This window comes from Halomonas sp. SCS19 (genome assembly GCF_040147015.1).
Lineage (GTDB): Bacteria > Pseudomonadota > Gammaproteobacteria > Pseudomonadales > Halomonadaceae > Halomonas > Halomonas litopenaei.
Window position 1 is genome coordinate 1,886,173 of record NZ_JAMSHN010000001.1, and the last position, 23,685, is coordinate 1,909,857.

At 62.3% G+C, this 23,685-nt stretch carries 23 protein-coding genes; 10 read left to right on the forward strand and 13 right to left on the reverse strand.

Translation table 11 applies throughout. The annotated features are described in order from the left end of the window. Positions 1 to 19 precede the first annotated feature (19 nt). The 3 genes from NFH97_RS08145 (at position 20) to NFH97_RS08155 (ending at position 3,168) form a co-directional block, all read left to right on the forward strand. Entirely contained in the window at positions 20 to 1,042 is a 1,023-nt protein-coding gene (locus NFH97_RS08145; protein WP_349624654.1) for a fumarylacetoacetate hydrolase family protein, read from the forward strand. A 138-nt stretch (positions 1,043 to 1,180) separates the two neighbouring features. Further along, entirely contained in the window at positions 1,181 to 1,816 is a 636-nt protein-coding gene (gene maiA, locus NFH97_RS08150) for a maleylacetoacetate isomerase (RefSeq protein ID WP_349624655.1), read from the forward strand. A 143-nt stretch (positions 1,817 to 1,959) separates the two neighbouring features. Beyond that, positions 1,960 to 3,168: a multidrug effflux MFS transporter gene (locus NFH97_RS08155; RefSeq protein ID WP_349624656.1), complete on the forward strand. Its 1,209-nt coding sequence runs from the start codon at positions 1,960 to 1,962 to the stop codon at positions 3,166 to 3,168. Positions 3,169 to 3,256: 88 nt separating this feature from the next. Here the strand turns inward: NFH97_RS08155 and NFH97_RS08160 are convergent, their stop codons facing one another. Both NFH97_RS08160 and NFH97_RS08165 read right to left on the reverse strand, forming a co-directional pair. After that, complete coding sequence (locus tag NFH97_RS08160; RefSeq protein ID WP_222516236.1) at positions 3,257 to 3,661, reverse strand: hypothetical protein; 405 nt, start codon at positions 3,659 to 3,661, stop codon at positions 3,257 to 3,259. Between the two features lie 78 nt (positions 3,662 to 3,739). Continuing rightward, positions 3,740 to 4,636 carry a PhzF family phenazine biosynthesis protein gene (locus NFH97_RS08165; RefSeq protein ID WP_349624657.1) on the reverse strand — a complete coding sequence of 299 codons (897 nt, stop codon included), beginning with the start codon at positions 4,634 to 4,636 and terminating at the stop codon, positions 3,740 to 3,742. A 273-nt stretch (positions 4,637 to 4,909) separates the two neighbouring features. Between NFH97_RS08165 and pyrB the strand changes: the two genes are divergently transcribed. Next, complete coding sequence (gene pyrB, locus NFH97_RS08170) at positions 4,910 to 5,938, forward strand: aspartate carbamoyltransferase (protein WP_124804516.1); 1,029 nt, start codon at positions 4,910 to 4,912, stop codon at positions 5,936 to 5,938. A 43-nt stretch (positions 5,939 to 5,981) separates the two neighbouring features. Here pyrB and NFH97_RS08175 read toward each other — a convergent pair whose 3' ends face one another. Then, on the reverse strand, positions 5,982 to 6,755 hold the full coding sequence (locus NFH97_RS08175; protein ID WP_349624658.1) for a helix-turn-helix transcriptional regulator: 774 nt from the start codon (positions 6,753 to 6,755) through the stop codon (positions 5,982 to 5,984). A 149-nt stretch (positions 6,756 to 6,904) separates the two neighbouring features. Between NFH97_RS08175 and NFH97_RS08180 the strand changes: the two genes are divergently transcribed. Together NFH97_RS08180 and NFH97_RS08185 are read left to right on the forward strand one after the other, a co-directional pair. Then, positions 6,905 to 7,717 (forward strand): carbon-nitrogen hydrolase family protein, encoded by an 813-nt coding sequence (locus NFH97_RS08180; RefSeq protein WP_349624659.1) that lies wholly within the window; start codon positions 6,905 to 6,907, stop codon positions 7,715 to 7,717. A gap of 83 nt (positions 7,718 to 7,800) precedes the next feature. Beyond that, positions 7,801 to 9,123, forward strand: coding sequence for an APC family permease (locus tag NFH97_RS08185; RefSeq protein WP_349624660.1), 1,323 nt, complete (start codon positions 7,801 to 7,803; stop codon positions 9,121 to 9,123). Positions 9,124 to 9,214: 91 nt separating this feature from the next. Here the strand turns inward: NFH97_RS08185 and ruvX are convergent, their stop codons facing one another. From ruvX to NFH97_RS08235, 10 genes are all read right to left on the reverse strand, one after another. Beyond that, entirely contained in the window at positions 9,215 to 9,670 is a 456-nt protein-coding gene (ruvX, locus tag NFH97_RS08190; protein ID WP_349624661.1) for a Holliday junction resolvase RuvX, read from the reverse strand. After that, positions 9,670 to 10,227: a YqgE/AlgH family protein gene (locus NFH97_RS08195; protein ID WP_045993847.1), complete on the reverse strand. Its 558-nt coding sequence runs from the start codon at positions 10,225 to 10,227 to the stop codon at positions 9,670 to 9,672. The genes ruvX and NFH97_RS08195 overlap by 1 nt, the downstream gene beginning before the upstream one ends. Before the next feature lie 151 nt (positions 10,228 to 10,378). Next, a complete protein-coding gene (gshB, locus tag NFH97_RS08200; protein WP_108131902.1) occupies positions 10,379 to 11,344 on the reverse strand; it encodes a glutathione synthase in 966 nt (321 codons plus the stop codon). Between the two features lie 119 nt (positions 11,345 to 11,463). Beyond that, the gene (locus NFH97_RS08205) at positions 11,464 to 12,129 is read right to left on the reverse strand and encodes a CvfB family protein (RefSeq protein WP_240184275.1); all 666 of its coding nucleotides are present in this window, start codon (positions 12,127 to 12,129) and stop codon (positions 11,464 to 11,466) included. Between the two features lie 381 nt (positions 12,130 to 12,510). Further along, positions 12,511 to 12,855 (reverse strand): hypothetical protein, encoded by a 345-nt coding sequence (locus NFH97_RS08210; protein WP_083970522.1) that lies wholly within the window; start codon positions 12,853 to 12,855, stop codon positions 12,511 to 12,513. 146 nt (positions 12,856 to 13,001) lie between these two features. Beyond that, positions 13,002 to 14,582 carry an aldehyde dehydrogenase (NADP(+)) gene (locus NFH97_RS08215; protein ID WP_349624662.1) on the reverse strand — a complete coding sequence of 527 codons (1,581 nt, stop codon included), beginning with the start codon at positions 14,580 to 14,582 and terminating at the stop codon, positions 13,002 to 13,004. A gap of 22 nt (positions 14,583 to 14,604) precedes the next feature. Next, positions 14,605 to 15,594 (reverse strand): AraD1 family protein, encoded by a 990-nt coding sequence (gene araD1, locus NFH97_RS08220; RefSeq protein ID WP_349624663.1) that lies wholly within the window; start codon positions 15,592 to 15,594, stop codon positions 14,605 to 14,607. Between the two features lie 14 nt (positions 15,595 to 15,608). Next, positions 15,609 to 16,871: a TRAP transporter large permease gene (locus NFH97_RS08225; protein ID WP_349624664.1), complete on the reverse strand. Its 1,263-nt coding sequence runs from the start codon at positions 16,869 to 16,871 to the stop codon at positions 15,609 to 15,611. 7 nt (positions 16,872 to 16,878) lie between these two features. After that, complete coding sequence (locus NFH97_RS08230; protein ID WP_348827373.1) at positions 16,879 to 17,382, reverse strand: TRAP transporter small permease; 504 nt, start codon at positions 17,380 to 17,382, stop codon at positions 16,879 to 16,881. Between the two features lie 72 nt (positions 17,383 to 17,454). Next, positions 17,455 to 18,471: a TRAP transporter substrate-binding protein gene (locus NFH97_RS08235; protein WP_348827372.1), complete on the reverse strand. Its 1,017-nt coding sequence runs from the start codon at positions 18,469 to 18,471 to the stop codon at positions 17,455 to 17,457. Positions 18,472 to 18,658: 187 nt separating this feature from the next. On the opposite strand from NFH97_RS08235, the gene NFH97_RS08240 reads away from it, so the two are divergent. The 4 genes from NFH97_RS08240 to NFH97_RS08255 all read left to right on the forward strand — a co-directional run bounded on the left by NFH97_RS08240 (position 18,659) and on the right by NFH97_RS08255 (position 23,682). Then, positions 18,659 to 20,188: a UxaA family hydrolase gene (locus NFH97_RS08240; RefSeq protein WP_349624665.1), complete on the forward strand. Its 1,530-nt coding sequence runs from the start codon at positions 18,659 to 18,661 to the stop codon at positions 20,186 to 20,188. 368 nt (positions 20,189 to 20,556) lie between these two features. Further along, the gene (locus NFH97_RS08245) at positions 20,557 to 21,615 is read left to right on the forward strand and encodes a GntR family transcriptional regulator (protein ID WP_349624666.1); all 1,059 of its coding nucleotides are present in this window, start codon (positions 20,557 to 20,559) and stop codon (positions 21,613 to 21,615) included. A gap of 605 nt (positions 21,616 to 22,220) precedes the next feature. Then, positions 22,221 to 23,201, forward strand: a complete 981-nt coding sequence (locus NFH97_RS08250) for a tripartite tricarboxylate transporter substrate binding protein (protein ID WP_045995210.1) — start codon at positions 22,221 to 22,223, stop codon at positions 23,199 to 23,201. Positions 23,202 to 23,211: 10 nt separating this feature from the next. After that, positions 23,212 to 23,682 (forward strand): tripartite tricarboxylate transporter TctB family protein, encoded by a 471-nt coding sequence (locus NFH97_RS08255; protein ID WP_348827370.1) that lies wholly within the window; start codon positions 23,212 to 23,214, stop codon positions 23,680 to 23,682. The last annotated feature ends 3 nt before the right edge of the window (positions 23,683 to 23,685 follow it).

Below are 23,685 nucleotides of genomic sequence, written 5' to 3' on the forward strand. Positions count from 1 at the left end.
GACCACAAGGAACCCTCTGATGAAACTGGCCACCCTCAAGAGCGGACGCGACGGCGAGCTGATCGTCGTCTCCCGCGACCTGACCCACGCCGTACGCGTGCCGCAGATTGCCACCACCCTGCAACAGCTCGTCGAAGACTGGGACGAGCTGGCCCCGCGCCTTGAAGATATCTACCAGCGCCTCAACGACGGCGCCGCCGAGGAGGCCTTCGAGCTCGATCTTCAAGCGCTGCACTCGCCGCTGCCGCGTACCTATCACTGGGCCGACGGCTCGGCCTATCTCAACCATGTGCAACTGGTGCGCCAGGCGCGCAACGCCGAGATGCCGGAGACCTTCTGGACCGACCCGCTGATGTACCAGGGCGGCGGCGACAGCTTCATCGGTCCCTACGACGATATCGAGGCGGTCAGCGAAGACCACGGCATCGACTTCGAGGGCGAGATCGCGGTGATCACCGACGACGTGCCGATGGCGGTGAGCCCCGAACAGGCAGCCGGCCACATCAAGCTGCTGATGCTGGTCAACGACGTCAGTCTGCGCGGCCTGATCCCCGGGGAGCTGGCCAAGGGCTTCGGCTTCTTCCAGGCCAAGCCGGCCTCGAGCTTCTCGCCGATCTGCGTCACCCCGGACGAACTGGGCGAGGCGTGGAAGGATGGCCGCGTGCACCTGCCGCTGACGGTCCATCTTAACGGCGACAAGTTCGGCGAGCCCGAGTCCGGCCCGGACATGATCTTCAACTTCCCGCAACTGGTGGCCCACGCCGCCCGCACCCGCTACCTGGGCGCCGGCGCGGTGGTCGGCTCCGGCACCGTGTCCAATCCGGACCCGGACGGTGGCCCCGGAAAGCCGGTGGCCGACGGCGGCGTCGGCTACAGCTGCCTGGCCGAGGTGCGTATGGTCGAGAAGATCCTGCACGGCGACAGCAAGACGCCCTTCCTGCGCTTTGGCGACCGGGTGCGCATCGAGATGTTCGACAAGGCCGGCCAGAGCATCTTCGGCGCCATCGACCAGCGGGTGGTGAAGTACCAACCCAAGGACTGAGCCAGCCCCCTTGAGTCCTGGGGCGGACGTCCACCACCGTCGACGCCTCGACGCCCGCCGTCCCCGGCGGGCGTCCCGCCACCGCTCGGGCCGCCACACGAGCATCTGGCCCGCCCCCGCCAATTTCTGGAACCTGCCATGCAACTCTACGGTTACTTTCGCTCTTCGGCGGCCTATCGCGTGCGCATCGTCGCCAACCTCAAGGGCATCACCCTCGACCATCACCCGGTCAATCTGGTCAAGGGCGAGCAGCGTGATGCCGACAATCTGGCGCGCAATCCCCAGGGCCTGGTGCCGACCCTGGTCACCGACCAGGGACAGGCGCTGACCCAATCCCTGGCGCTGTGCGAATACCTCGACGAGCGCTACCCCGAACCACCGCTGCTGCCCGGCTCCGCCGAGCATCGGGCGCAGATCCGGGCGCTGGCCCAGGTCGTCGCCTGCGAGATCCACCCGCTGAACAATCTGCGGGTGCTCAAGCACCTGACCGGCGAGCTCGGGCTATCGGATGACGCCAGGCTCGCCTGGTACCGCCACTGGGTAGCAACGGGGCTGACCGCCGTCGAGGCGATGCTTGAGCACACCATGGGCGACTTCTGCGTCGGCAACGAGCCGACCCTGGCCGACGTCTGCCTGGTGCCCCAGATGTTCAACGCCGAGCGCTTCGAGTGCGACCTCACGCCCTTTGCGCGAGTGCGCGCGGTCTCGGAGCGAGCGCGAGCACTGCCGGCCTTCGACAAGGCGGCACCGGGTGTTCAGCCAGACGCTGTGTGAGATCGGCTACAATAAGCCGACTAAGGAAACACTGACGGAACGATGTCTGCCTCCGAGGAGCAGCATCGACACCGCGAAGGGAGCGCTTTTCGCGCTCCCTTCGCTTTCCCTGACCCAACCGTCACTGACACAAGGAGTTGCGTGTGCTGAACCCGACCTCCCGCGCCACCGTGGCCCTGCTGGCGGCGCTGACCGCCCTGGGCCCGCTGGCCACCGACATGTACCTGCCGGCCATGCCGGCCATGCGCGAGGCGCTGGGCACCGGAGCCGATCAGATCCAGCTGACCCTGTCGCTGTATCTGATCGGCTTCGCCATGGCGCAGCTGCTGTGCGGTCCGCTGTCCGATCGCTTCGGTCGCAAGCCGGTGCTGGCACTCGGGATGGGGGTGTTTCTGCTGGCGAGCCTGGTCTGCGCCTTCGCGCCGAATATCGAGACGCTGCTGGTGGCGCGCTTCTTCCAGGCCCTGGGAGGATCGGCGGGGCCGGTGCTGGGCCGCGCCGCGGTGCGCGACATCCACGGTCCCTTCGAGGCCAGCCGCATCCTCTCCTACATGGCCAGCGTCATGGCGCTGGCCCCGGCGCTGGCCCCGGTGGTCGGTGCGGGGCTACTGGTGTGGTTCGGCTGGGACGCCATCTTCCTGATGCTGGCGCTCTACGCCGCCGCCATGCTGGGGCTGATCGCGATGATGCCCGAGCCGCTGCCACGGGACCGACGCCAGTCGATCAAGCCCTCGGCGCTGGCCATCACCTTCCGCTCGCTGCTCGGCCAGCGCGACTTCGTCGGTTATACCCTGGCCAACGCCGCTGCCTTCTCCGGCCTGTTCGCCTTTCTGTCGGGTTCGTCGTTCGTGCTGATCGACTACATGGGGGTCAGCCCCGGCGTCTACGGCTACCTGTTCGCCGCCATCGTGCTCGGTTTCTTCATCGGCTCGCTGACCAGCGCCAAGCTCAGCCGTCGCCGCAGCCGCCACCAGCTGCTGGTCGCCGCCAGCCTGATCGCCGCCCTCGGCGGCTCTGCCATGGCGCTGCTCGCGCTGGCCGGGGTGCATACCCCCTGGGCGGTCATCGGCCCCCACATGGCCTACATGATCGGCTTCGGCATCATCATGCCGCAGACCATGGGCGGCGCCCTGGCACCCAACCCCCACTGCGCAGGCTCGGCCTCGGCGCTGTTCGGCTTTATCCAGATGAGCATCGCCGCCGGCGTCGGCGCCCTGGTCGGCCAGTTTCATGATGGCACCTCCCACAGCATGGCCATCGCCATCGGCCTGTCCGGTGTGCTGGCGCTGGTCTGCTACCACTTTATCGTCACCGACAAGGGCGACCTGGAAGCGCAGACGGCGTCGGCCTGACGACCAAGCGCTACGGGACCCTCGAACCTTAACGACAGCGGCCCCGCCTGTTTTCAGACGGGGCCGCTGTCGCTTCAGCAGGGCGTATCTACTGACGCCAGGCGCGCACGAACATCCAGGTGCCGAGGCCCCAGGCGCCGTTGACCAGAAAGCCGATGGGGAAGATCGCCGGGTCGATGCCGCGCCCCTTGAGCGGGAACACCACCAGCATGGCCACCAGGGTCAGGGCGATGCCGCCGAACAACCCTGCCTTCCACCAGCCCCCCTGATCGATCCGCCTGAGCGCGAACACCAGCATCATCACAAGCCCCCAGACGCCGCCCCAGAAGCTTGCCGAGAACCAGGCCGGCACGCCCAGGGGGGCAGCGGGTGAGGTGGAATAGGGGGCAAAGGGGATCACCCCGTAGGCGTGCAACAGCCCCACTACCGGCTGGTGGAAACACAGTACGGCGAGAAAGCCGGCAACGAAGGCCAGGACCAGATGACGGGTCATGCAAGACTCCAGAAAGTGCAGTGACTGGGTGGTAAAGGCACGAGCTTCGGTGACGCCTCGATCACCAAGGACGATGCCTCAGTCACGAGGATAGAGACCGCCCTCGCCCATCAGCACCGCCTGCCCCGCGATCTCGACGGTGACCTTGTCCTTGTCGTCGCGGGTGGCGCGGGCGTGGATCTGGCTTGGGCGGTGCATCGCCTCGCCCTGGTGGATGCGCCAGTTGTTGCCCTGGCTCTTCGACTGCTGTCCCAGAAAGCCCGCCAGCGCCGCCGCCGCGCTGCCGGTGGCGGGGTCCTCGACAAAGCTGCCGGCGTGGCGCGAGAACATACGTGCGTGAATCTCGCCGGATTCCTTGGCCTCGCGCACATAGAAGTAGACCTGCTCCACGGCGCTGGGTGACACATGCCGCTGCCAGGCTTCGCCATCGAGCGCCAGCCGCGCCAGCGCCTGGACGTTGACCAGTTCGACCAGGTGAAACGGCAGTCCGCAGGAGGCCTGGACCGGGTCCGCGGCGACGTCATCGAGCTCGAGCCCGGCCAGCTCCGCTGCGCTGGACTGGCCCAGCGTGCTGGTGCCGACCTCCGGCGCGCGCGCCATCTTGAAGCGTGCCAGGTCGCCCTCGTAGGTCACCTTGAGCGGCCCGCCAGCCAGATCCAGAATGACCGGGCTATCGGCGCTGACCTCGCCAGCATTCACCAGCCCCTGGGCGGCGATCAGATGGGCCACGCCAATGCTCGGGTGGCCGGCAAACGGCAGCTCGCGGTGAGGAGTGAAGATACGTACCGGAAAATGCCGGCTCGCCTGGGCCCGCCCGACGAAGGCCGTCTCGGCCAGGTTCAGCTCGTTGGCGATAGCCTGCATGCGCTCCCCCGCGATACCGTCGGCGTCGAGAAACACCGCCAGTGGATTCCCGGCGAACGGTTGGTCGGTGAACACATCGAGCAGGTAGTAGCGGGTCAGGGACGGCAGCATAGGCGGCTCCACTTGGACTTGGTAGACCAGGGCCAGGCTACATGCGCCCGACACCGGTGGCGCCTTCCAGCATAGAGGCCCCGGCGTCCACCTTGCCAGCGCGCGAACGAGCAAACCCCTCTACGGCAAAGTCAACGCTAGAGCGTTGGCAAGCATCCGTCACCGCCTTTACGGCCTCCCTAATCTGATGAGGGGCACGGCAAGCGCTCTTCGAGGCTGAACTCAGTGTGCACCAGCGGTACACTAGCGCCCGTTCCCACTGCCGAGGCCGCCGTGATGTCCCACCTGCTCTCCATCGACTCCCTGTCCCGCGACGATATCGATCACCTGATGCGAGTGGCGGCCGCCATGGAACCCGTCGCCCAGCGACGCAAGGTCACCCGGGTGCTGGAAGGCGCGGTGCTCGGCAACCTGTTCTTCGAGGCCAGCACCCGTACCCGTGTCAGCTTCCACACCGCCTTCTCGCGGCTCGGCGGCAGCGTCTGCGACACCACCGGCTTCACCTTCTCGTCGATGGCCAAGGGCGAATCGCTCTACGACACCAGCCGCGTGATGGCCGGCTACTGCGACGCCATCGTCATGCGCCACCCGGACCAGGGCTCGGTGGCCGAGTTCGCCAGCGCCACCCACGTACCGGTGATCAACGCCGGTGACGGCCCCGGCGAGCACCCGAGCCAGGCGCTGCTGGACTTCTACACCATCGACAAGGAATTCAGCCGCCAGGGCAAGACCCTCAAGGGTGCCCACGTGCTGATGACCGGGGATCTGAAGTACGGCCGTACGGTGCACTCGTTGATCAAGCTGCTGGCGCTCTACGCGCCCATGCGCGTGACCCTGGTGGCGCCGCCGGGGCTCGAGATGCCCAACCACCTGATCGAGCGGGTCAGCCGCCAGGGCCTGGACGTGGAGGTACGCGAGAGCCTGGCCGGTGACTTCTCCGATGTCGACGTGGTCTACACCACCCGCATCCAGAAGGAGCGCTTCACCGCCGAGATGAGCGAAGGCTTCAACCTGTCGCGGGACTTCACCGTCCACCGCGCCTTCATGGACAGCCGCTGCAACCCGTCCACCATCATCATGCACCCGCTGCCCCGGGACAGCCGTCCGGAGGCCAATGATCTGGACGTCGACCTCAACGGCGACCCGCGCCTGGCGATCTTCCGCCAGACCGACAACGGCATTCCGGTGCGCATGGCGATCTTCGCCACCCTGCTCAAGGTCGAGCACCTGATCGAGCGCGACCTGCGCGACGTGCCCTGGTTTGTGCCGGGTAGCGTCGGTGTGGACGACGCCAAGTTCTAGCTGCGGCGGTGCCGGGCGGAAGCCTGGCGCCGGCGCCACAGGTTCAGGGGCGCTCCTGCCAGAAGCGCGAGAACAGCTCGGCCTGGGTGTTGATCCCGAGCTTGGCGTACAGGTGCTTCTTGTGGACCCTGACGGTCTCCACCGAGATAGACAGGCGTCGGGCGATCTCCTTGGTCGACCCGCCGCCCAGCATCAACTGGCTCACCTCGCGCTCGCGATCGGTCAGCCCGAAGCGGGTCGCCGTCTCTTCGACGCCACCTCGGTGCGGATGCCAGGGATGGGGGCCGGGCGTCTCGCCGCAGCGCTCGAAGTGCATGCGCAGTCGCATCAGCTCACCGAGCCAGGGCTCGACCAGATGCAGCAGGCCGATTTCGCTGTGCAGGAAGGTTCGGGTGGAACCCAGCGACAGGCACAGGGTACGACCAGCGCCCAGTGACCGATTGATCTGCACCTCGTCACTGACGATATTGCGCCGGAAGTAGCGCTGGTAGTACTCGGTCGCGGTGAATCGTGCCGGGGCCACGTCATCCAGCGTTACCAGGCCATCGAGGCCATTGTCACGGGCGGCGACATAGAAGGGATCCAGCAGATACAGGCCGCGCTGGTAGTCCTCGAACAGGCCTTCATCGGCGCCGTCGTCCTCGTCGCTTTCGGCCAGGATGGTCGGCGGCTGGTCGGCATGGAAGACCAGCGCCACCCAGGTGTTGTAGACGATGTGGCGCGCCAGGGTGCGGCTGACGGCCTCCCAGAAGTCTTCACTTTCCAGGCGTGCCAGCAGGCGCGCGAAGTCGCGATGCCAGCCCATCGCCTCAAGCATTCCCGTGGTTCCTTCCTCACTGTTCTGCGACATCTGTCGGCGCCTCACCCTATGGGGGTAACCCTGCCATGGAATAGGCAGCCTCGGTGAATAGAGGATACTGACATTCTATAAAACGCCAACCGACAACAACGGCTGTGGAGTCTTCCATGCAGATAGCCCTGGCACAACTTCCCGGCATCGAGGGAAACATCGAGGCCAACCTGGACGCCGCCCTGAGCACCCTGGAACGCCACGGCGACCAGGTGTCGCTGGCGGTCTTTCCCGAAACGCATCTCAGCGGCTTCGCCGAACAAGACCACGTCGACGATCGTGCCCTGGCGCTCGATGGCCCGGAGGTGGCTCGTCTGATCCAGGCCAGCCGTGACCACGACTGCGCCCTGGCCATCGGCCTGCTCGAGCGGGCCGCCGATGGTGTCTACAACACCACGCTACTGATCACCCCGGAAGATGGCATCGCCCTCACCTATCGCAAGACCCACCTGTGGCCCGATGAGCGGGAGCTGGTCGGCCTGGGCCAGCGCATCGGTGTCACCCGCTGGCGCGGGCTGACCCTGGGGCTGATGATCTGCTACGACATCGAATTCCCCGAGACCGCACGTGCCCTGGGCGCGCTGGGCACCGACCTGATGCTGGTGACCAACGGCAACATGGACCCCTATGGGCCGGTACACGCCCGCGCCGCCCAGGCCCGCGCCCAGGACAACCAGTGCTTTGTCGCCATGGCCAACCGCTGCGGTGAGGGCGCCGGCCTGACCTTCGCCGGCCACAGCGCGGCGTATTCGCCGCTTGGCGAGACCCTGTTCGAGGCCGATCGCGACGCGGGGGTACACCTGGTATCGCTCGACCTCGAGCTATTGAATCGTGCCCGGCGGGACTATGACTACCTGGCCGATCGACGCGTCTCGCTGGACCTTCAGCGCGACGACGACTCGCGAGGCCCCGGCTTCCGCCTCATCTGACCCGGCTTTCCTGACCATGATTGCCTGACCATGGTTGCCTGACCCGACTGTCCATCACCAACAACCATAACGCGAGCCCCAAGATGTCTCACTCCAAGCCCCAACTCGGCCTGTGGCAGGTCGTTCTATTCGGCCTTGCCTACATGACACCGATCATCGTCCTCGGCACCTTCGGCGTGCTGGCGGTGGTCTCCGAAGGCGCAGTATCCGGCGCCTACACGGCGGCACTGATCGCCATGCTGTTCACCGCCCACAGCTATGGCCGCATGGCCAGCGCCTACCCGGTGGCCGGCTCCGCCTACGCCTATGTGCGCCACGCCATCAACGATCGACTGGGTTTCATGGCCGGCTGGGCCATCCTGCTGGACTACCTGTTTTTGCCCATGGTGATCTGGCTGATCGGTGCCGCCTATCTGCACTCGGCCTTTCCGTCCGTGCCGGTGCCGGTGTGGCTGATCGCCTTTATCGCGGTCACCACCTTCATCAACATCATCGGCCTCAAACTAGCAAGCCTGGTCAACAGCGTGCTGATGCTGGTTCAGGTGCTGGTGATCGCCGCCTTCGTCGCCCTGGCGGTGCACTACGTACTCGGCGACCCCAGCCAGCCGCTGTGGAGCCTGACGCCCTTCTTCGGCAGCGCCGACAGCCCCCAGATGCCACTGCTGATGGCGGGCGCCGCCGTCGCCTGCTACTCCTTTCTCGGCTTTGACGCGGTGACCACCCTGACCGAGGAGACCCGCGACGCCGAGCGGACCCTGCCCCGCGCCATCCTGCTGATCACCCTGCTGGGCGGCCTGATCTTCATCCTGGTGTCCTACTTCGTGCAGCTCGCCGCGCCGGGCTACCAGTTCACCAATGCCGACGCCGCCGCCTACGAGATCGCCCGCAATATCGGCGGAGACGTCTTCGTCTCGATCTTTCTGATCGGCCTGGTCGTCGGCCAGTTTGCCTCCGGCATCGCGGCCCAGGCCAGCGGCTCGCGACTGCTTTACGCCATGGGCCGCGACGGCGTCCTGTCGACCCGCCTGCTTGGGCGCCTGGGACGCTTCGGCACGCCTACCGGTGGCCTGATACTCAGCGGCGTGGTGGCGCTGCTGGCGTTGACCATGGACGTGCTCTCGGCGGCTTCCTTCATCAACTTCGGTGCCTTCCTGGCCTTCGCCCTGGTCAACCTGTCGGTGATCGCCCACTACTACATCAAGCAGGGCCGACGCGGCCTGGCCGACAGCCTGTACTTCCTCGTCGCGCCGACCATCGGTCTGCTGGCGATCCTGTGGCTGATGGCCAGCCTGGACCGCTCCGCGCTGATGCTGGGCGGGATCTGGCTGGCCTGCGGCCTGGCGTGGCTGGCCTGGCTGACCCGCGGCTTCCGCCAGGCGACACCGGAGCTAAGCCTGGAGGGTTGAACCTGCCTGGGTCGATTGCCCCGAATAAAGCCCGAGGCCAAGGCCTCGGGCTTTTTGGATGCTTCACAAGTTCGGTGCAACAGTGGCGACCTCAGCGGCTCGGCAACCCTTCCTCCCGGGCAAAGAAGCCCTCCAGGATCAGCACCGCGGCGATGCCATCGACGCTTTCCTTGCGGTAATTTCCCCCGTGTCCCTGCTCCCGGGCGATGGCCTTGGCCTCCCGGGTGGTGCCGCGCTCGTCGAACATCTCGCACTCGACGCCGTAGCGGCCAAACAGCCGCTTGCCGAACTTGCGCGCGCGGGTGCTCATCTCGCTCTCGCTGCCGTCCATGTTGAGCGGCAGGCCGACCACAAAACGGTCGGGCTGCCACTCCTCGACCAGCGAGCTCACCCGTTGCCAATCGGGAATGCCATCCCGGGCCGGCAGCGGCTCGAGCTCCCTGGCGCTGCGCAACAGCTCGTTGCCCACCGATACGCCGATGCGCCGGGTGCCGAAGTCGAAGGCCAGGATCAGGCGCTCGCCCGGCTCACGCTTGCGACTGGCCATCAGCCGTGCCCGGCCTCGCGGGTCATCAGGTTCAAGTCGATGCCGAGGATCCCGGCGCTGGCCGACAGGCGCTGCTCCGGCGGCGTCTCGAACAGCACGTTGGCGCGGCCTTCCACGGTCAGCCAGGCGTTGTCCATCAGCTCGTTCTCGAGCTGACCGGACTCCCAGCCGGCGCAGCCCAGGCACACCAGAAAGCGCTCGGGACCCTCACCCTTGGCCAGCGCCTGGAGCATGTCCATGGAGGTGGTCAGGGCGATATCGTCGGTCACCTGGATGCTCGAATCCCAGGGTTCGGCGGAGCCCGAGTGCAGGATAAAGCCACGATCCTTGTGCACTGGGCCACCGTAGTACACCGGTGCCTGAGCGTTGGCCGCTTCTTCCACGCTGATCTCGAGCTGCTCGAACAGGGCGTCGAGGGTCAGGTCGGTGGGCTTGTTGACGATCACGCCCATGGTGCCGTTCTCGTCGTGGTCGCACAGGTAGCTGAGCGTCCCGGCGAAGTTCGGGTCTTCCAGATGGGGCATGGCCATCAGGAAATGGTTCTTCAAGCTTTGCATGTGACTCCCAGGCGGTCTTGCGCGCCGTCCAGATGCGTGGCCAGGCCTCGGGGCGAGTCGTCGCCCCGACGGCCCGGCAGGATGCCCCCAGTGTACCATCCGGGGGCATGGCGCTCAGTGACTGTGGGGAAAACTCGACGTGATCGACGGTCTAGCCGCGCGCCGCCAGGCGGCGCTCGATGGCGTCCATCAGCAGGCCGGCGATGTCTGTGCCGCGCTGGTCATCGATCTCGCGCACGCAGGTCGGGCTGGTGACATTGATCTCGGTGATGTAGTCACCGATCACGTCGAGCCCGACGAACATCAGGCCCTTCTCCTTGATCACCGGCTTGACCTGCTCGACCAGCCAGTAGTCGCGATCGGTCAGCTCGCGGCTGACGCCACGACCGCCGGCGGCGAGGTTGCCGCGGGTCTCGCCGGCGGACGGGATCCGCGCCAGACCAAAGGGCACCGGTTCGCCGTCCACCAGCAGGATGCGGGTGTCGCCGTCCTTGATCTCGGGAAGGAAACGCTGAGCCATGATCTGGCGACGGCCGCGTTCGGTCAGGGTCTCGATCACCGCCCCCAGGTTCCGCCCCTCGGGGCCGATGTGGAAGATGCCGCTGCCGCCCATGCCGTCCAGCGGCTTCAAGATGACGTCGCCGTGCTCGGCCTGGAAGGCGCGGATCTCGCTGTCGCGACAGGACACCAGGGTCGGTGTGCAGCACTGCGGGAACTGCTGGGCGAACAGCTTTTCGTTGCACTCGAACAGCGGCCGGGTCGGGTTGACCACCAGCACGCCCTCGCGCTCGGCGAAGGCCAGCAGATGCACGGCGTTGAGGAAGTGGCCATCCACCGGCGGGTCCTTGCGCATCAGGATGACGTCGAGCTCCGCCAGCGGCCGCGACTCGACCTCGCCCAGGTCGAACCAGTGCTGCGGGTCACGGTGGACCTGCAGCGGGCGCTGGTGGGCATAGGCGCGGCCTTCCTTGAGGAACAGGTCTTCCTGTTCCATGTAGCAAAGCGACCAGCCGCGATCCTGAGCGGACCACAGCATGGCGAGACTGGTGTCTTTCTTGTAGGTCAGCTGGTCGATGGGGTCCATCACCACGCCGACACGAAGGGGGCGATTGGTCATTCGGGGGTCGTCCGCTAGCGGTAGATGCCGTCAAGTATGCCCGACACCCCAGGCACCACCAAGGTCAGTCGCTGTCGGCCGCTTGCCTACACCCGGCGACACGCCGATTCAGACTCACTTCAGTCGCCGTCGCCGTCGCTGGTCGCGGTGGCGCCTGAGTCCCTGGGCGCCAGGCGCACCCCGCTGTCCTCGATGATGATCAAGCGTCGCTTGTAGAGCCGACCGATGGCCTGCTTGTAGGCATTCTTGCTGACGCCCAGGCGCGCCTTGATCTCGGCGGCCTGACTCTTGTCCGACAGCGGCAGGTAGCCGCCAGCGTCGCGCAGTGCCTTGAGCACCTGTTCGCCGACCACGTCCAGACGGGCCGAGCCCGGCGGCAGTAGCGACAGGTCCAGCCGGCCATCCTCGCGCACCCGCTTGACGTAGCCTGTCAGGCGCTGGCCGCGGCGCAGCGGGCGGCTGATCTCATCGTGATAAATCAGCCCCCAGCAGCGGTGATCGACCACCGCCTTGACCCCCAGGTCGGTGGTGTCGGCGATGACCAGGGCGACCTCATCGCCGGCACGATGGTCATCGCTGTGATCGGTGATGTAGCGCTCGAGACGCTGGGAGGCCACCGGCCGCCCGCTGCGGTCCTCGCTGACCTTGACCAGTACACGCCGGCCCACGGCCGGCGTCAGGCGCTGTTCGCTGAGTGGCAGCAGCAGGTCACGCTCGTGGCCCCAGTCGAGAAAGGCGCCGAAGTCGGTGACCTGCACCACCCGCAGATCCGCCACCTCACCCATGGCGACCTTGGGTGAGCCGTGGCCCTGACGAGATCGTCCCGACGAGGTCGACCGCGAGGACTTGCCGGCAGCACTTCGAGAGCGGCTGTTCGCAGGGTCGTTCGAGGCGCTGTTCGAAGAGCGATGCGAAGACGGCTTGTCATTGCTGGAGCGCGGTGGTGTACCACGACGGCGGGAATCTGACATGGGGAGGGGTTCCACAAGAATGTGCAGCCCCATTATGGCGACTGCCGCGGGCATATGATACCGCCCGCGGCACTTGCCTTGCTGACACCTGCAAGCTGACGCCTGCAAGCTCACACCCGCAAGCTCGCACCTACAAGGTCAGGTCCACAGACGGCCTGTACCCTGCCTTTGAGACGAACGCCTGTGCAACGACGCTCAGGTCGGCCAGCTGGGCCCTCGCTTGCTCAACCGCCGGGTGTTGGAGGATGTCTTGCGCCCCAAGGGTTTGATCGCCGCCGTCAGCACCTGGTCGGGGCTGCGGCCACTGATCGCCGCCCGCTGGGCGGCCATGGCGGCCTGGGTAAAGGCCGTCATCTTCTCGGTGACCATGCGCAGGTCCTCGCCGGGAGCCACCGACCAGAACCCTTTCATCCCCATCAGTCGCATGCCGATCACCATCTGGGCCTCGACCAGCATCTGGGTCATCTTCATCCCCATCATCCAGTAGCCAAGGGGCGTACCCCATTGAGCCATCGGGGAGGCTGCACGACGTCTCGCCATCATCCTTCTCCTTCATCAGCGGGCAGGAATACCCATTTCAGAGTAGTTGGGTAGACGCTATCCCTTACAAGCTACTCGATCCGGGCGCCCAGCGCTCACCTCAATGACGGTGATTTTCTTCATCGACAGCGACTGATGGGAAAGGCTCAGCTCTCGCGCTTGCCATCCACCAGGCGGCTGACGTTCAGCGGGTTGCCGTCCTTGAGCGCTTGCGGCAGCAGGGCGTCCGGCAGGTTCTGATAGCACACCGGGCGCAGGAAGCGGTGGATGGCTGCGCTGCCGACCGAGGTGGTGCGCGAGTCAGAGGTGGCCGGATAGGGGCCACCGTGGACCATGGCGTGGCACACCTCGACCCCGGTGGGCCAGCCGTTGGCCATCACCCGACCGGCACGCCGCTCGAGGATCGGCAAAAGGCCACGGGCCGCGTCGATGTCGCCGTCGTCCATCTGCAGGGTCGCGGTCAGCTGGCCCTCGAGCCCCTCGGCCAGTGCCTTGACCTCGTCCAGGTCGGCACACTCGACCACCAGCGAGGTCGAACCGAACACCTCGGCCTGCAGCGCCTCATCATTGAGGAAGTCGCTGGCCTTGGCCACGAACAGGCCGGCCTGGCACTGGTTGGGGCCGTCGCCCTGGGGGCCGCGTGCCACTTCACGGGCCTTGTCGCTGCCGCCCAGGGTGTTGACGCCCTGGGTGTAGGCGTCGTGGATGCCCGGCGTCAGCATGGTCTGGGCGCCGGCGCCCTTGACCGCTTCGGCGGCGGCCTCGACGAAGCCGTCGAGCGCCTCGCCCTTGACCGCGATCACCAGCCCCGGGTTGGTGCAGAACTGGCCGGCACCCATGGTCAGCGAGCCGACGAAGGCCTCGCCCAGTTCCTTGCCACGGGCCTTGAGCGCCTCGGGCAGCAGGAACACCGGATTGATCGAGCTCATCTCGGCGTACACCGGGATCGGCTCGGGACGCGCCTGGGCGGTCTTCATCAGGGCGGTACCACCGCTGCGCGAGCCGGTGAAGCCCACCGCCTTGATCCGCGCGTCGCTGACCAGGCCCTGGCCGACCTCGCGACCGGAGCCGAACAGCAGCGAGAACACGCCTTCCGGCAGTTCACAGCGAGCCACCGCCTTCTGCAGCGCGCGGCCGACCAGCTCGGAGGTGCCGGGGTGGGCCGAGTGGGCCTTGACCACCACCGGGCAGCCGGCAGCCAGGGCGGATGCGGTGTCGCCGCCGGCCACCGAGAACGCCAGTGGGAAGTTGGAGGCGCCGAACACCGCCACCGGACCCAGAGCGATGTGGCGCTGGCGCAGGTCGACCCGCGGCATCGGTTCACGGTTCGGCAGGGCCGGATCGTGCCGCACGTCGAGCCATTCGCCGGCACGCACCACCGAGGCGAACAGACGTAGCTGACCGCAAGTGCGGCCACGTTCGCCCTCAAGACGTGCCTGGGGCAGGCCGGACTCCTGCATGGCGCGCTCGATCAGGGCGTCACCGAGCGCCTCGATCTCCTCGGCGATGGTCTCGAGAAAGGTCGCACGGGCCTCGAGGCCGGTCTCGCGGTAGCTATCGAAGGCCGCCCAGGCCAGTTCGCAGGCGCGCTCGACCTCGGCCTTGGAACCTGCCTTGTAGCCAGGCTCGAGGGTCTCGCCGGTGGCCGGGTTGACGGCGTGGATGGGCTCGCCCTTGGCCTCGATGGCCTGGCTGCCGATCAGCTGCTTTCCTTCCAATGAATACATAAAAACTCCTTGAAAATTTGCCTTAAAGCGACTCGATTACCGGCTTTGAAGCTGACACGCGCTTCAGCACATTGCTCAACGGGCGCGTGGTGATATCACACTCGATACGCATTTCATCACCATCTTCAAGGGCAATATCATCACCGAAGCTCAGTACCGCGGCGCCAAAAAAGTGAACATGCAACTGGTTCGGCTGACAAAAGGTTGCATACTTGAAGTGGTGGTATTCAAGGTTACTCACCGAATGACACATGTGCTTTTCACCGCTCATGAAGGGGCGATGCCAAAGCTGTTCGCCACCCCGATGCAATGACACATTTCCCTTGATCTCCTCGGGGAGTTCGCCAACGAAGATCTCGGGACCGATGCTGCAATCGCGCAGTTTTGAATGCGCCAGATACAGGTAGTTCTGTTTTTCCGTCACATGATCGGAAAACTCGTTTGCCAGGGAGAAGCCGACTCTGAAGATTCGGCCTTGGTCATTGACGATGTAAATCCCGGCAAGCTCGGCTTCTTCCCCACCATCCAGGGCGAAGTCCGGCATCGTGATCTCGGCAAAAGGGGCGCGTAGCGTATGACCCGTGCCCTTGTAGAACCATTCAGGCTGCGCACCGACCTCGCCTGCTGCGGGCTTCCCTCCGGCGACACCCAGGTCAAACATGCGCTGAGTATCGGTGGGCTGTGCCGTCTTCGCCTCGACGTTCTCGCCTTCATGCATCTGGCTACGCGGAGCCGCGCTGCCAAGATGGGTCAGACCGGTCCCGGTCAACAGCAGGTTGGCAGGCTCGGGGTGGGTGATCGGCGCGCGAAGACGGCCCTCGCTGATGGCCTTGTCGTAGGACAGGGTGGCATCCGTGCGAAATTCGGACAGCACAGCGTCCAGCTTACGCTCCTGGTTCGCCGCATGAAGCGCAATGGTGTAGAGAGGCTGTGCCAGCAGTTCCAGCTCATCGCCGTTGACGATAGCTGCAACAACCTCGTTACTATCGTTTACCACTTGTACAATATACATGAATATCTACCTTGTTAATTAATAAACGCAAGGGACAAGCCAGGAATATAAGTAATAACCAGCAGCGCAAGCAGCAGCACCAGGAAGAAGGGAAGCGAGGACCTCAGGAATTGCAAGGTGTTCAGCCTGGCGATATTACAGCTCACGAACATCAGCACCCCGAGAGGCGGAGTGATCTGCCCGATCAAGAGATTGAAGAGCATGATGACGCCGAAATGGACGAGACTGATATCCAGAGCGTTTAGCAGCGGAATCAAGATCGGAACGAGGACGATGATCACGGCGATGGTTTCCATGAACATGCCGATAACCAGCAACGCAAGGTTAAGCAGCAACAGCACCATCAACCGATCGTCCGTCAGCCCTGTAATCCATGTAACCACCTCCTGCGGCGCTTGCAGAATGCTCAGCGACCAGGCCAAGGGGGCCGAGGCAGCGATAATAATCAGGATAGAAGCAGCTTCACGAGATGTTGAAACAAGCAGCCCGCCCATATCCTTCCAGCTTAATGTCTTGTAGACAAACTTTCCGACGAAAAAGGAATACGCGACAGCGACAGCGGCAACTTCGGTAACCGTAAAGATCCCCATCCGAAAGCCAACGATGATCAGCACGGGCATCAGTAGCGCCCATACCGACTTCTTGAAGTAGCTGGCTACGCGAGAACGTTGGAAGCCTTCATCCTTCGGGTATTGCTTGACGACGCTGATACCGGTGATAAGAAGGGTCAGCAGCAGGGCGATCAGCAGGCCTGGCAAGATGCCTGCAATGAAAAGATCGCCGATGGAGATATTGGCCTGCCAGCCGTACACCACCATCAGGATCGAAGGCGGAATGATCGGCGACAGCGTGGCAGAAGAGGCGGTCAGCGCAACCGAGAACCCCCGATCGTAGCCGTTTCGCTCCATCTGCGGGACCATGACCCGCGTGGTGGCTGCACAGTCGGCAAGAGAAGACCCGGAAATGCCCGCCATCAAGACGCTGGAGAGAACGTTGACGTGGGCGAGCCCGCCTCTCAAGTGGCCTACCAGCGACCGTGTAAAGTCAAAAAGCCGTTCGCTGATGCCACTCTTGTTCATGATGCCGCCGGCGAGCATGAACAGCGGTATTGCCAACAGTGGAAAGGATTCGACCCCGGAAGAAACCCGCTGAGCCAGAACATTCAGCGGAATATCCAGAGAAATAATGGATACGACAGAGGCGCCGAGCATCGCCAGGGCGATCGGCATACCAAGGAGGATCAGGGAAAAAAGTATAGCGAGTATAATAATCAGCATTTCACACCTATACATTTTCCATGTCGGTTTCGAATGCATTGAAAGAGCATTCGACCACAGCGTTCACCATTAAATGAAAAACACTGAACACAAAGAATATCGGCATCGCATAGGCGAACCAGGCAAGCGAGATCCCCAGGATAGGAGAGGTACTGCTGGCAACCGTCTGACAGTACTCGTATCCGAGGAACGCCATGGCGCCAAGAATCACGATAGAAAGGACGAGTACCAGGGTATGTACCACACTTCTTATGCTTCTCGGCATCGCAGCTATCACTGAATCTACAGTGATATGCTGCTTTTCAGCAAAAGCCACACTGGTTCCGACAAATGTCAGCCAGACAATCAATAGTTTCGACACACTTTCGCTCCAGACAAAGGGAGCACCAAGAATGTATCGAAATGCCACCCCCAGTGTGAGAAGCAGTGCCATCACACCGAGGATCACGCCGATGGACACCTTCTCGGTCGCAAGCAGACCGCTGTTCACTTTTACGAGAAAACTAGTCATGTATCACCATTGACCAATCGCCGCCTTGCCCAGCGCGTCAACTCGGCGAGGCAAGGCGGGAGGTAGCAGTAGTTAGTTGCGATAGTTTTCAATCGCGGTCATGACGCGACGATAGTCTTCTTCACCCCAGCGATCGACCAGGTTTTCCCTGGCTTGCACTGCGGCTTCCTCGAAGGAGGCACGGTCGATATCCTCGATGACGTTGATGTTGCCACCCGCACGAAGCTCTTCGAGCATGGAACCTTCACGCTCGGTCTGCAGCTCGTAGTTCTCCTGGGCAAGCTCTTGAACGACCTCTTGGAGAATTTCCTGATGGCTTTCCGACAGTGACTCGAACTTCTGCGAGTTCATCAGGACAACCTGGCTCTGCAGCATATGCCTGCTCATGACCAGTTGATCCTGAACTTCATAGAACTTGCGGGAATAAATGGTGGGAATCGGATTCTCCTGTCCATCGACAGTCCCCTGCTGGAGCGCCAGGTAGACCTCGCTGAACGGAATCGGGGTGGGTGAGGCGTCGAAGGCTTTTACCATTTCTACCCACGCCGGCGACTCGGGCACGCGCACCTTGAGGCCCTTCATATCCTCGACGCTATGCACCTCATCACCGTTGAACGTGAGGTTGCGCCAGCCCCAGTACCAGGTCTTTGCCAGAGGTACCAGGTTATGCTGCTCCTTCAGCTCGTCAAAGATCGGCTGATAGGCCTCCCCCTCGAGGATATGTCTTGCTTCATCCCAGCTCTGGAAGATGAAAGGCGCGTTTGAAATCTCCATCGCGGGGAGAAGCGTACTGGCACCGGAGTACCCTGGCACGACAATGTCGATGGAGCCGTTCTTGGACTGCTGGAGCAGCTGTACCTCGGAACCTAGCTGCTCACTCGGGAAGACCTGAACCTTGAGCTCGCCATCGGTCCTTTCTTCTACCCGTTCGCCCAGCTCACCTAGCAGTTCATAGCTAGCTTCACCAGGATTGAAAGTATGGCCAAGTCGCAGCGTGGTCGCTGCGTGAGCGGTACCAGCGGCAAACACCATGGCGCCTGTTGAAAGCGTGAAGGTTGCAGCGGTCAATAATGCTTTTGCTTGTTTCATCGAGTCACCTGTTGTCGCTGTTTTTTATCGGCCCTGGTGAGGGCGACCGGGCAGCATGCGGGGCCAAAGCTAAAGCAAATGCTCATTGCGCGCAATGACCATTTTGTGAGACTATAGTCTAATCGCCACGATTGCCAAAGCTGATAGGCTTTCCGCCAGTTTGTGATTTCTCTTCCAGAGGCCGTCCATGCAGCTAATTAACAACACGCCTGCTGTCATTCGTTTGCATCCCCAGGACAATGTCGGGGTCGCCACTCGTGCCCTGCCGAAAGGTATGCCGATTGACGACGATTCGAACCTGTCCTTGCAGAATATTGACGCGGGCCACAAGGTTGCCTTGAAGGCAATCGCTGCTGGCGACAGCATCACCAAATATGGCCAGGTCATCGGCAACGCCAGCAGTGATATCGCTCAGGGCGAGCATGTGCATACGCACAACGTTTCGATGCTCGAGCGGACCACTTCTCTGGAAGGATTTTCGCCGGCAGCGATGACCAACGCCGACGAGAGCGAGCGGAATTTCAATGGTTATCTACGCTCGGACGGCCAGACGGGAACAAGAAACTATATTGGCATCCTCTCCACGGTGAACTGCTCGGCAACGGTCGCAAAAATGGCCGCAGAACAGCTCAATGCATCCGGAGAAGTCGAAGCCCTGGGCTATGACGGAGTCGTTCCGGTAACCCATGGCTCCGGCTGTGCCATGAATACCGAAACAGAAGGCTTCGCCTTTCTGGAGCGCGTCATCGCAGGCTATGCAAGACACCCGAACTTCGCCTTCGTGTTGATCATTGGTCTCGGCTGCGAGACCAATCAGGTCAAGCAATTGGTGGAAAAATCGGGATTGACCGATACATCTCGTCTCTACTACTTCAACATCCAGGATGTTGGCGGCACCAGGGCAAGTATCGAACTGGCGCGCGAGAAGATCCTCGATATGGCCCGTAGCCATCCAAGAGCCGAGCGCCAACCCAGCCCTCTCAGCAACCTTACCGTAGCGCTTCAGTGCGGCGGTTCAGACGGCTACTCGGGCATCACCGCGAACCCAGCCCTCGGGCACGCTGCGGACCTCATCGTCAAGCATGGTGGGAGCGTGATCCTCAGCGAAACTCCCGAAATCTATGGCGCCGAGCATCTTCTCCTGGATCGAGCCATCAGCAAGGACGTGGCAAGCAAGCTCCTGGATCGCATCGCCTGGTGGAAGCACTACACAGAGATCAATGGCGCCGAGCTGAATAACAACCCGTCTCCGGGAAACAAGGCCGGAGGTCTGTCGACGATCCTTGAAAAATCGCTGGGTGCCGTCGCCAAGGGCGGATCGACCAGTCTCAACGACGTACTTGAGTATGCCCAGCCACGCACGCAGCCGGGGTTCAATTTCATGGACAGCCCGGGCTACGACCCGGTATCGGTGACAGGGCAGATCGCATCCGGTTCCAATATGGTGTGCTTCACGACGGGGCGGGGTTCGGTATCAGGCTACAAGCCGGCACCGTCCATCAAACTCGCGACAAATACCGCCATGTATGAACGCATGTCCGAAGACATGGATATCAACTGTGGCGTTATCGCTGACGGCATGGCGAGTGTCGAAGAGGTCGGCGAGATGATCTTCGAGCGGATCATCGCGGTCGCATCGGGCGAATCCAGCGCTAGCGAAACCCTGGGGTATGGCAACAATGAGTTCGTCCCGTGGATGGTCGGCGCCGTGACCTAGGCCGACGCCTTGACTGCAGCGGCCATGGGTCACGGACACCAGCGCAACGAAAGCTTGCCGCGAGTGCCCCCTGCGCCTGACAGCGATACGCAGGCAGGGGATGTACGTCCAGCCGATGCAGTCCTTTACGCTAGCCGGCCAGGGTATTGCGGGCCCCGGGGGACCAAGGCCAAATGGGTCGAGGACAGTCTGTCCGACCAGGAAAAGACCGCCCCTGCGAGGCCCGATGCCAGGCCATCAGTCTTACAGCGCTCGGCTTCAGGCCCTTTGGCGCTAGCGGTAGGCAAGCCGACGAACAATGATCTGAGCCAAGCGAATACGGTTTCTTGAAGGGTAGACCCCTCCATTGACACTATCGCCATCTCATCATGGCAAGCTTCAAGCGCAAGGCCGGAAAACCACCACAACAAAAGCTAAAAAGAATTGTTGCGACACGGTATTGGAGAGTCGAGATGGGTACGCTAAAGGATCAGCTCTACCACATATTAATCGAGAGCATGGAAAGCGGTAGCCTCGAAACGGGGCTTGTTCTGCTGGAAAGCAATATTTCCGAGCTTTTCAAGATTAGTCGTTCCCCTGTGCGTCAGACACTGGAACGGCTTCACAATGAAGGAAAGATCAGCCGCTTTGATGGCAGGGGCTACCTGGTGGGGAGTCAGCCTTCTGACGTTATCAGACGCCAACTCACCGAGAAGGACTTCGCACAATCCAGCGGAAAGATGGCGGTCCGCCGGACCGACTCCTGGCGAAAGTTTGCCGAAGAAATCGAACGCGATATCGTTCTCTGCTCCATGCTAGGTCGTATGGAGCTAAACGAACTAAAACTGGCAAAGTTTCTCGATGTTAGCCGAACCACGACTCAAAAGATTCTACTTCACCTTCAGTCCCTGGGTGTTGTTGAAAACAACAAGTACAGTAGCTGGACAGTGGTACCACTGGATGATGACAGGCTGCATCAGCTATACGAGGCTCGACAACAGCTTGAGCCCTTCATGATCGCCCAAGCCACCGAAAAACTGCCCAGTGCCGATATCAAACGCTACATTGACCGGCTCGATAGCGCAGAAAACCAATACCCGAACATCCGGGGAGAGCTTCTCGACGAACTGGAAAACGACCTGCATCAACATGCCATGATAGCGGGGGGTAACGATGAAATCGTTACCATGCTTCAACGTACCCGCCCCATCCTCTTGATAAGCAAGCACCTTCTCGGGAGCAAGATCGACTTTCCTCAGAGCGATCCCTTCTTTGACGAGCATCGCGAAGTTTTCAGTTTGATGCTTTCGCGGAAGCCGACTCAGGCTCGCCATTCCCTGTTCAAGCATCTCACGGCGTCAGAGTCCAAGGTACAGCATCGTTTGGAGCAGTTTCGCGATAACCCGGAAGTCGATATCCCGGAATATCTTCGCAGCCCCGGCGGATAGAGAAGTCATTGTTGTCGGGGCTTGGCCGACGACGAATTGTCTTCGACAAGCAGGGTCTACCAATGCCAGGTGCCCTGCCCCCACTCGGCACCTGACTCTCGCGCACCTGTAGGGGACCTCCTTGTAGGCTTGCTACCGCCATGCTCCTCCAACCAGGTTCGCCATGCATCGGGGCGTCTTTCTATTCCGGATTTGCATTAACAAAGCCAATTTCTAGACGGCGATGACTCTTGTCTACCCTCCCTTATAGCCGTCATCTTTCTGGCGATCTGAGCCGCTGGTGGCCAACAAGAGTCCACCATTGTGTCTGTCGGCCAGGGTAGAGCAATAGTCCCCACCGCCAACCGGCACCTCTCACAACCATCTGTTATTGAATGATTTTATAGTCTTTTCTGCCTCTCTGCGGCCTCGCCACGGGTATCTTTTGCTTGGCCGACCCGAGCACTTATCGCCTTTTCTTCCGCGTGAATCCGTGGCTCACAAAAGAGCCCTTTTTCGGCCGGGAACTAAACTAAAGTCTAAAAAACGTTCATTGTACGCAATGAACACAGCGTGCTAGATTCGTTACTCCCTACAATCCATAATTAGACGATCCAGGCATGCCAATGAAAGCCATAATCAACACAAAAACCGTCAAGACCGTCACCGCAACGCTGTTGCTCGCAGCCTCCAGTTCTGCCTTTGCTGCCTATCCGGAAAAGCCCATCACCATCATCGTCCCCTGGGCGGCCGGTGGAGGCACAGACGCCACCGCGCGGACCATTGCCACCGCACTCGAAGAGGAGCTTGGCCAGACGGTCAACGTCGTCAACCGCACAGGCGGCAGCGGCGTCGTCGGTCATAGCGCCATGGCCACGGCTCGCCCCGATGGCTACACGCTGGGCCTGGTGACTGGCGAGCTCAACATGATGCACTGGCAGGGGCTGACCAACCTGACCTACGAAGACTACACCCCGATCGGGCAGATCAACTTCGACTACCCGGGGATTCAGGTCCGCGCAGATGCTCCCTATGAGTCTCTGGAAGACCTGGTAGCAGCCATCCGGGAAGAACCCAAGGGAACCTTCCAGGCATCCGGTACCGGTCTGGGGGGCGTCTGGCACCTGGCCTTCGCCGGTTTCCTGATGGATCAGGGTATGGAAGCTGACCGCGTCACCTGGATTCCCAGTCAGGGCGCCGCACCGGCCATGACCGAACTTGCCGCTGGCGGCCTGGAGATCGTTCCGAGCTCTGTTCCTGAAGCACGTTCGATGATCGAAGCGGGACGTGCCAAGAGCCTGGGCGTGATGGGACCGGAGCGCATCGAGAGTTTCCCTGACGTTCCGACTATCCAGGAGGCGATCGGCAGCGACTATCTTGTCGGCGAATGGCGCGGCATTGCTGGGCCAAAGGGAATGGATCCCGAGGTCGTCGCTACGCTGGAGACCGCACTGGAAGCAGCTTACAACAGCGATACCTATCAGGACTTCATGTCCCAGCAGGGGTTCGGCACCGAGTGGCGTAACGCGGAAGAGTTCGGCCAGCTGATGGTCGAGATGGACGCGGTCTACGGTGAGATCATCGAGAACGTCGGTCTGGGCAAGTAAGGATTGCTAGATGAGAGATTTCATCTTGGGGCTAGCCTTCATGCTGTCGGGCTGCATCGTCATCTATGTAGCCCAACAGTACCCGACGATGGCTAGCCTGCAATTTGGGCCATCTCTGTTTCCCTCCCTCATAGGGGGAGGGTTTCTTATAGGTGGTTTGTTCCTATCGGTAAAGCAGGTCCCCATTTTAAAGACCCAGTATGCCAGTAACACTCCGGGCAATAACCGGCCGCTTCCTATCCGGTCGCTCCTGGCGTCACTTCTTCCCTGCGTGATGATTATCTTCTATATCCTCACCAGTGAATTCCTGGGCGCAGCGGTTAGCCTCGCCATTGGTATTTTCGTTCTTATGCTTTCCCGTAAGGCTTCACTTCTTCTATCCCTGGCCGTATCCATACTCGCATCACTGATCATATATTTTATTTTCTCCACCTACCTAATGATTCCCCTTCCCGAAGGGTTGATGAGATTCTGGGGATAAGTC

Excerpts from the sequence above, each read along its gene's own strand:
- NFH97_RS08145 (WP_349624654.1), top strand. The coding sequence starts at position 20 with ATGAAACTGGCCACCCTCAAGAGCGGACGCGACGGCGAGCTGATCGTC.
- NFH97_RS08160 (WP_222516236.1), bottom strand. The coding sequence starts at position 3,661 with ATGACCCGTCATCTGGTCCTGGCCTTCGTTGCCGGCTTTCTCGCCGTA.
- NFH97_RS08165 (WP_349624657.1), bottom strand. The coding sequence starts at position 4,636 with ATGCTGCCGTCCCTGACCCGCTACTACCTGCTCGATGTGTTCACCGAC.
- NFH97_RS08210 (WP_083970522.1), bottom strand. The coding sequence starts at position 12,855 with ATGGCGAGACGTCGTGCAGCCTCCCCGATGGCTCAATGGGGTACGCCC.
- ruvX (WP_349624661.1), bottom strand. The coding sequence starts at position 9,670 with ATGGCCAGTCGCAAGCGTGAGCCGGGCGAGCGCCTGATCCTGGCCTTC.
- NFH97_RS08230 (WP_348827373.1), bottom strand. The coding sequence starts at position 17,382 with ATGACTAGTTTTCTCGTAAAAGTGAACAGCGGTCTGCTTGCGACCGAG.
- NFH97_RS08240 (WP_349624665.1), top strand. The coding sequence starts at position 18,659 with ATGCAGCTAATTAACAACACGCCTGCTGTCATTCGTTTGCATCCCCAG.
- NFH97_RS08205 (WP_240184275.1), bottom strand. The coding sequence starts at position 12,129 with ATGGGTGAGGTGGCGGATCTGCGGGTGGTGCAGGTCACCGACTTCGGC.
- NFH97_RS08180 (WP_349624659.1), top strand. The coding sequence starts at position 6,905 with ATGCAGATAGCCCTGGCACAACTTCCCGGCATCGAGGGAAACATCGAG.
- maiA (WP_349624655.1), top strand. The coding sequence starts at position 1,181 with ATGCAACTCTACGGTTACTTTCGCTCTTCGGCGGCCTATCGCGTGCGC.
- gshB (WP_108131902.1), bottom strand. The coding sequence starts at position 11,344 with ATGACCAATCGCCCCCTTCGTGTCGGCGTGGTGATGGACCCCATCGAC.
- NFH97_RS08255 (WP_348827370.1), top strand. The coding sequence starts at position 23,212 with ATGAGAGATTTCATCTTGGGGCTAGCCTTCATGCTGTCGGGCTGCATC.
- NFH97_RS08175 (WP_349624658.1), bottom strand. The coding sequence starts at position 6,755 with ATGCTTGAGGCGATGGGCTGGCATCGCGACTTCGCGCGCCTGCTGGCA.
- NFH97_RS08250 (WP_045995210.1), top strand. The coding sequence starts at position 22,221 with ATGAAAGCCATAATCAACACAAAAACCGTCAAGACCGTCACCGCAACG.
- araD1 (WP_349624663.1), bottom strand. The coding sequence starts at position 15,594 with ATGTATATTGTACAAGTGGTAAACGATAGTAACGAGGTTGTTGCAGCT.
- NFH97_RS08195 (WP_045993847.1), bottom strand. The coding sequence starts at position 10,227 with ATGCAAAGCTTGAAGAACCATTTCCTGATGGCCATGCCCCATCTGGAA.
- NFH97_RS08245 (WP_349624666.1), top strand. The coding sequence starts at position 20,557 with ATGGCAAGCTTCAAGCGCAAGGCCGGAAAACCACCACAACAAAAGCTA.
- NFH97_RS08185 (WP_349624660.1), top strand. The coding sequence starts at position 7,801 with ATGTCTCACTCCAAGCCCCAACTCGGCCTGTGGCAGGTCGTTCTATTC.
- NFH97_RS08235 (WP_348827372.1), bottom strand. The coding sequence starts at position 18,471 with ATGAAACAAGCAAAAGCATTATTGACCGCTGCAACCTTCACGCTTTCA.
- NFH97_RS08215 (WP_349624662.1), bottom strand. The coding sequence starts at position 14,582 with ATGTATTCATTGGAAGGAAAGCAGCTGATCGGCAGCCAGGCCATCGAG.
- NFH97_RS08225 (WP_349624664.1), bottom strand. The coding sequence starts at position 16,871 with ATGCTGATTATTATACTCGCTATACTTTTTTCCCTGATCCTCCTTGGT.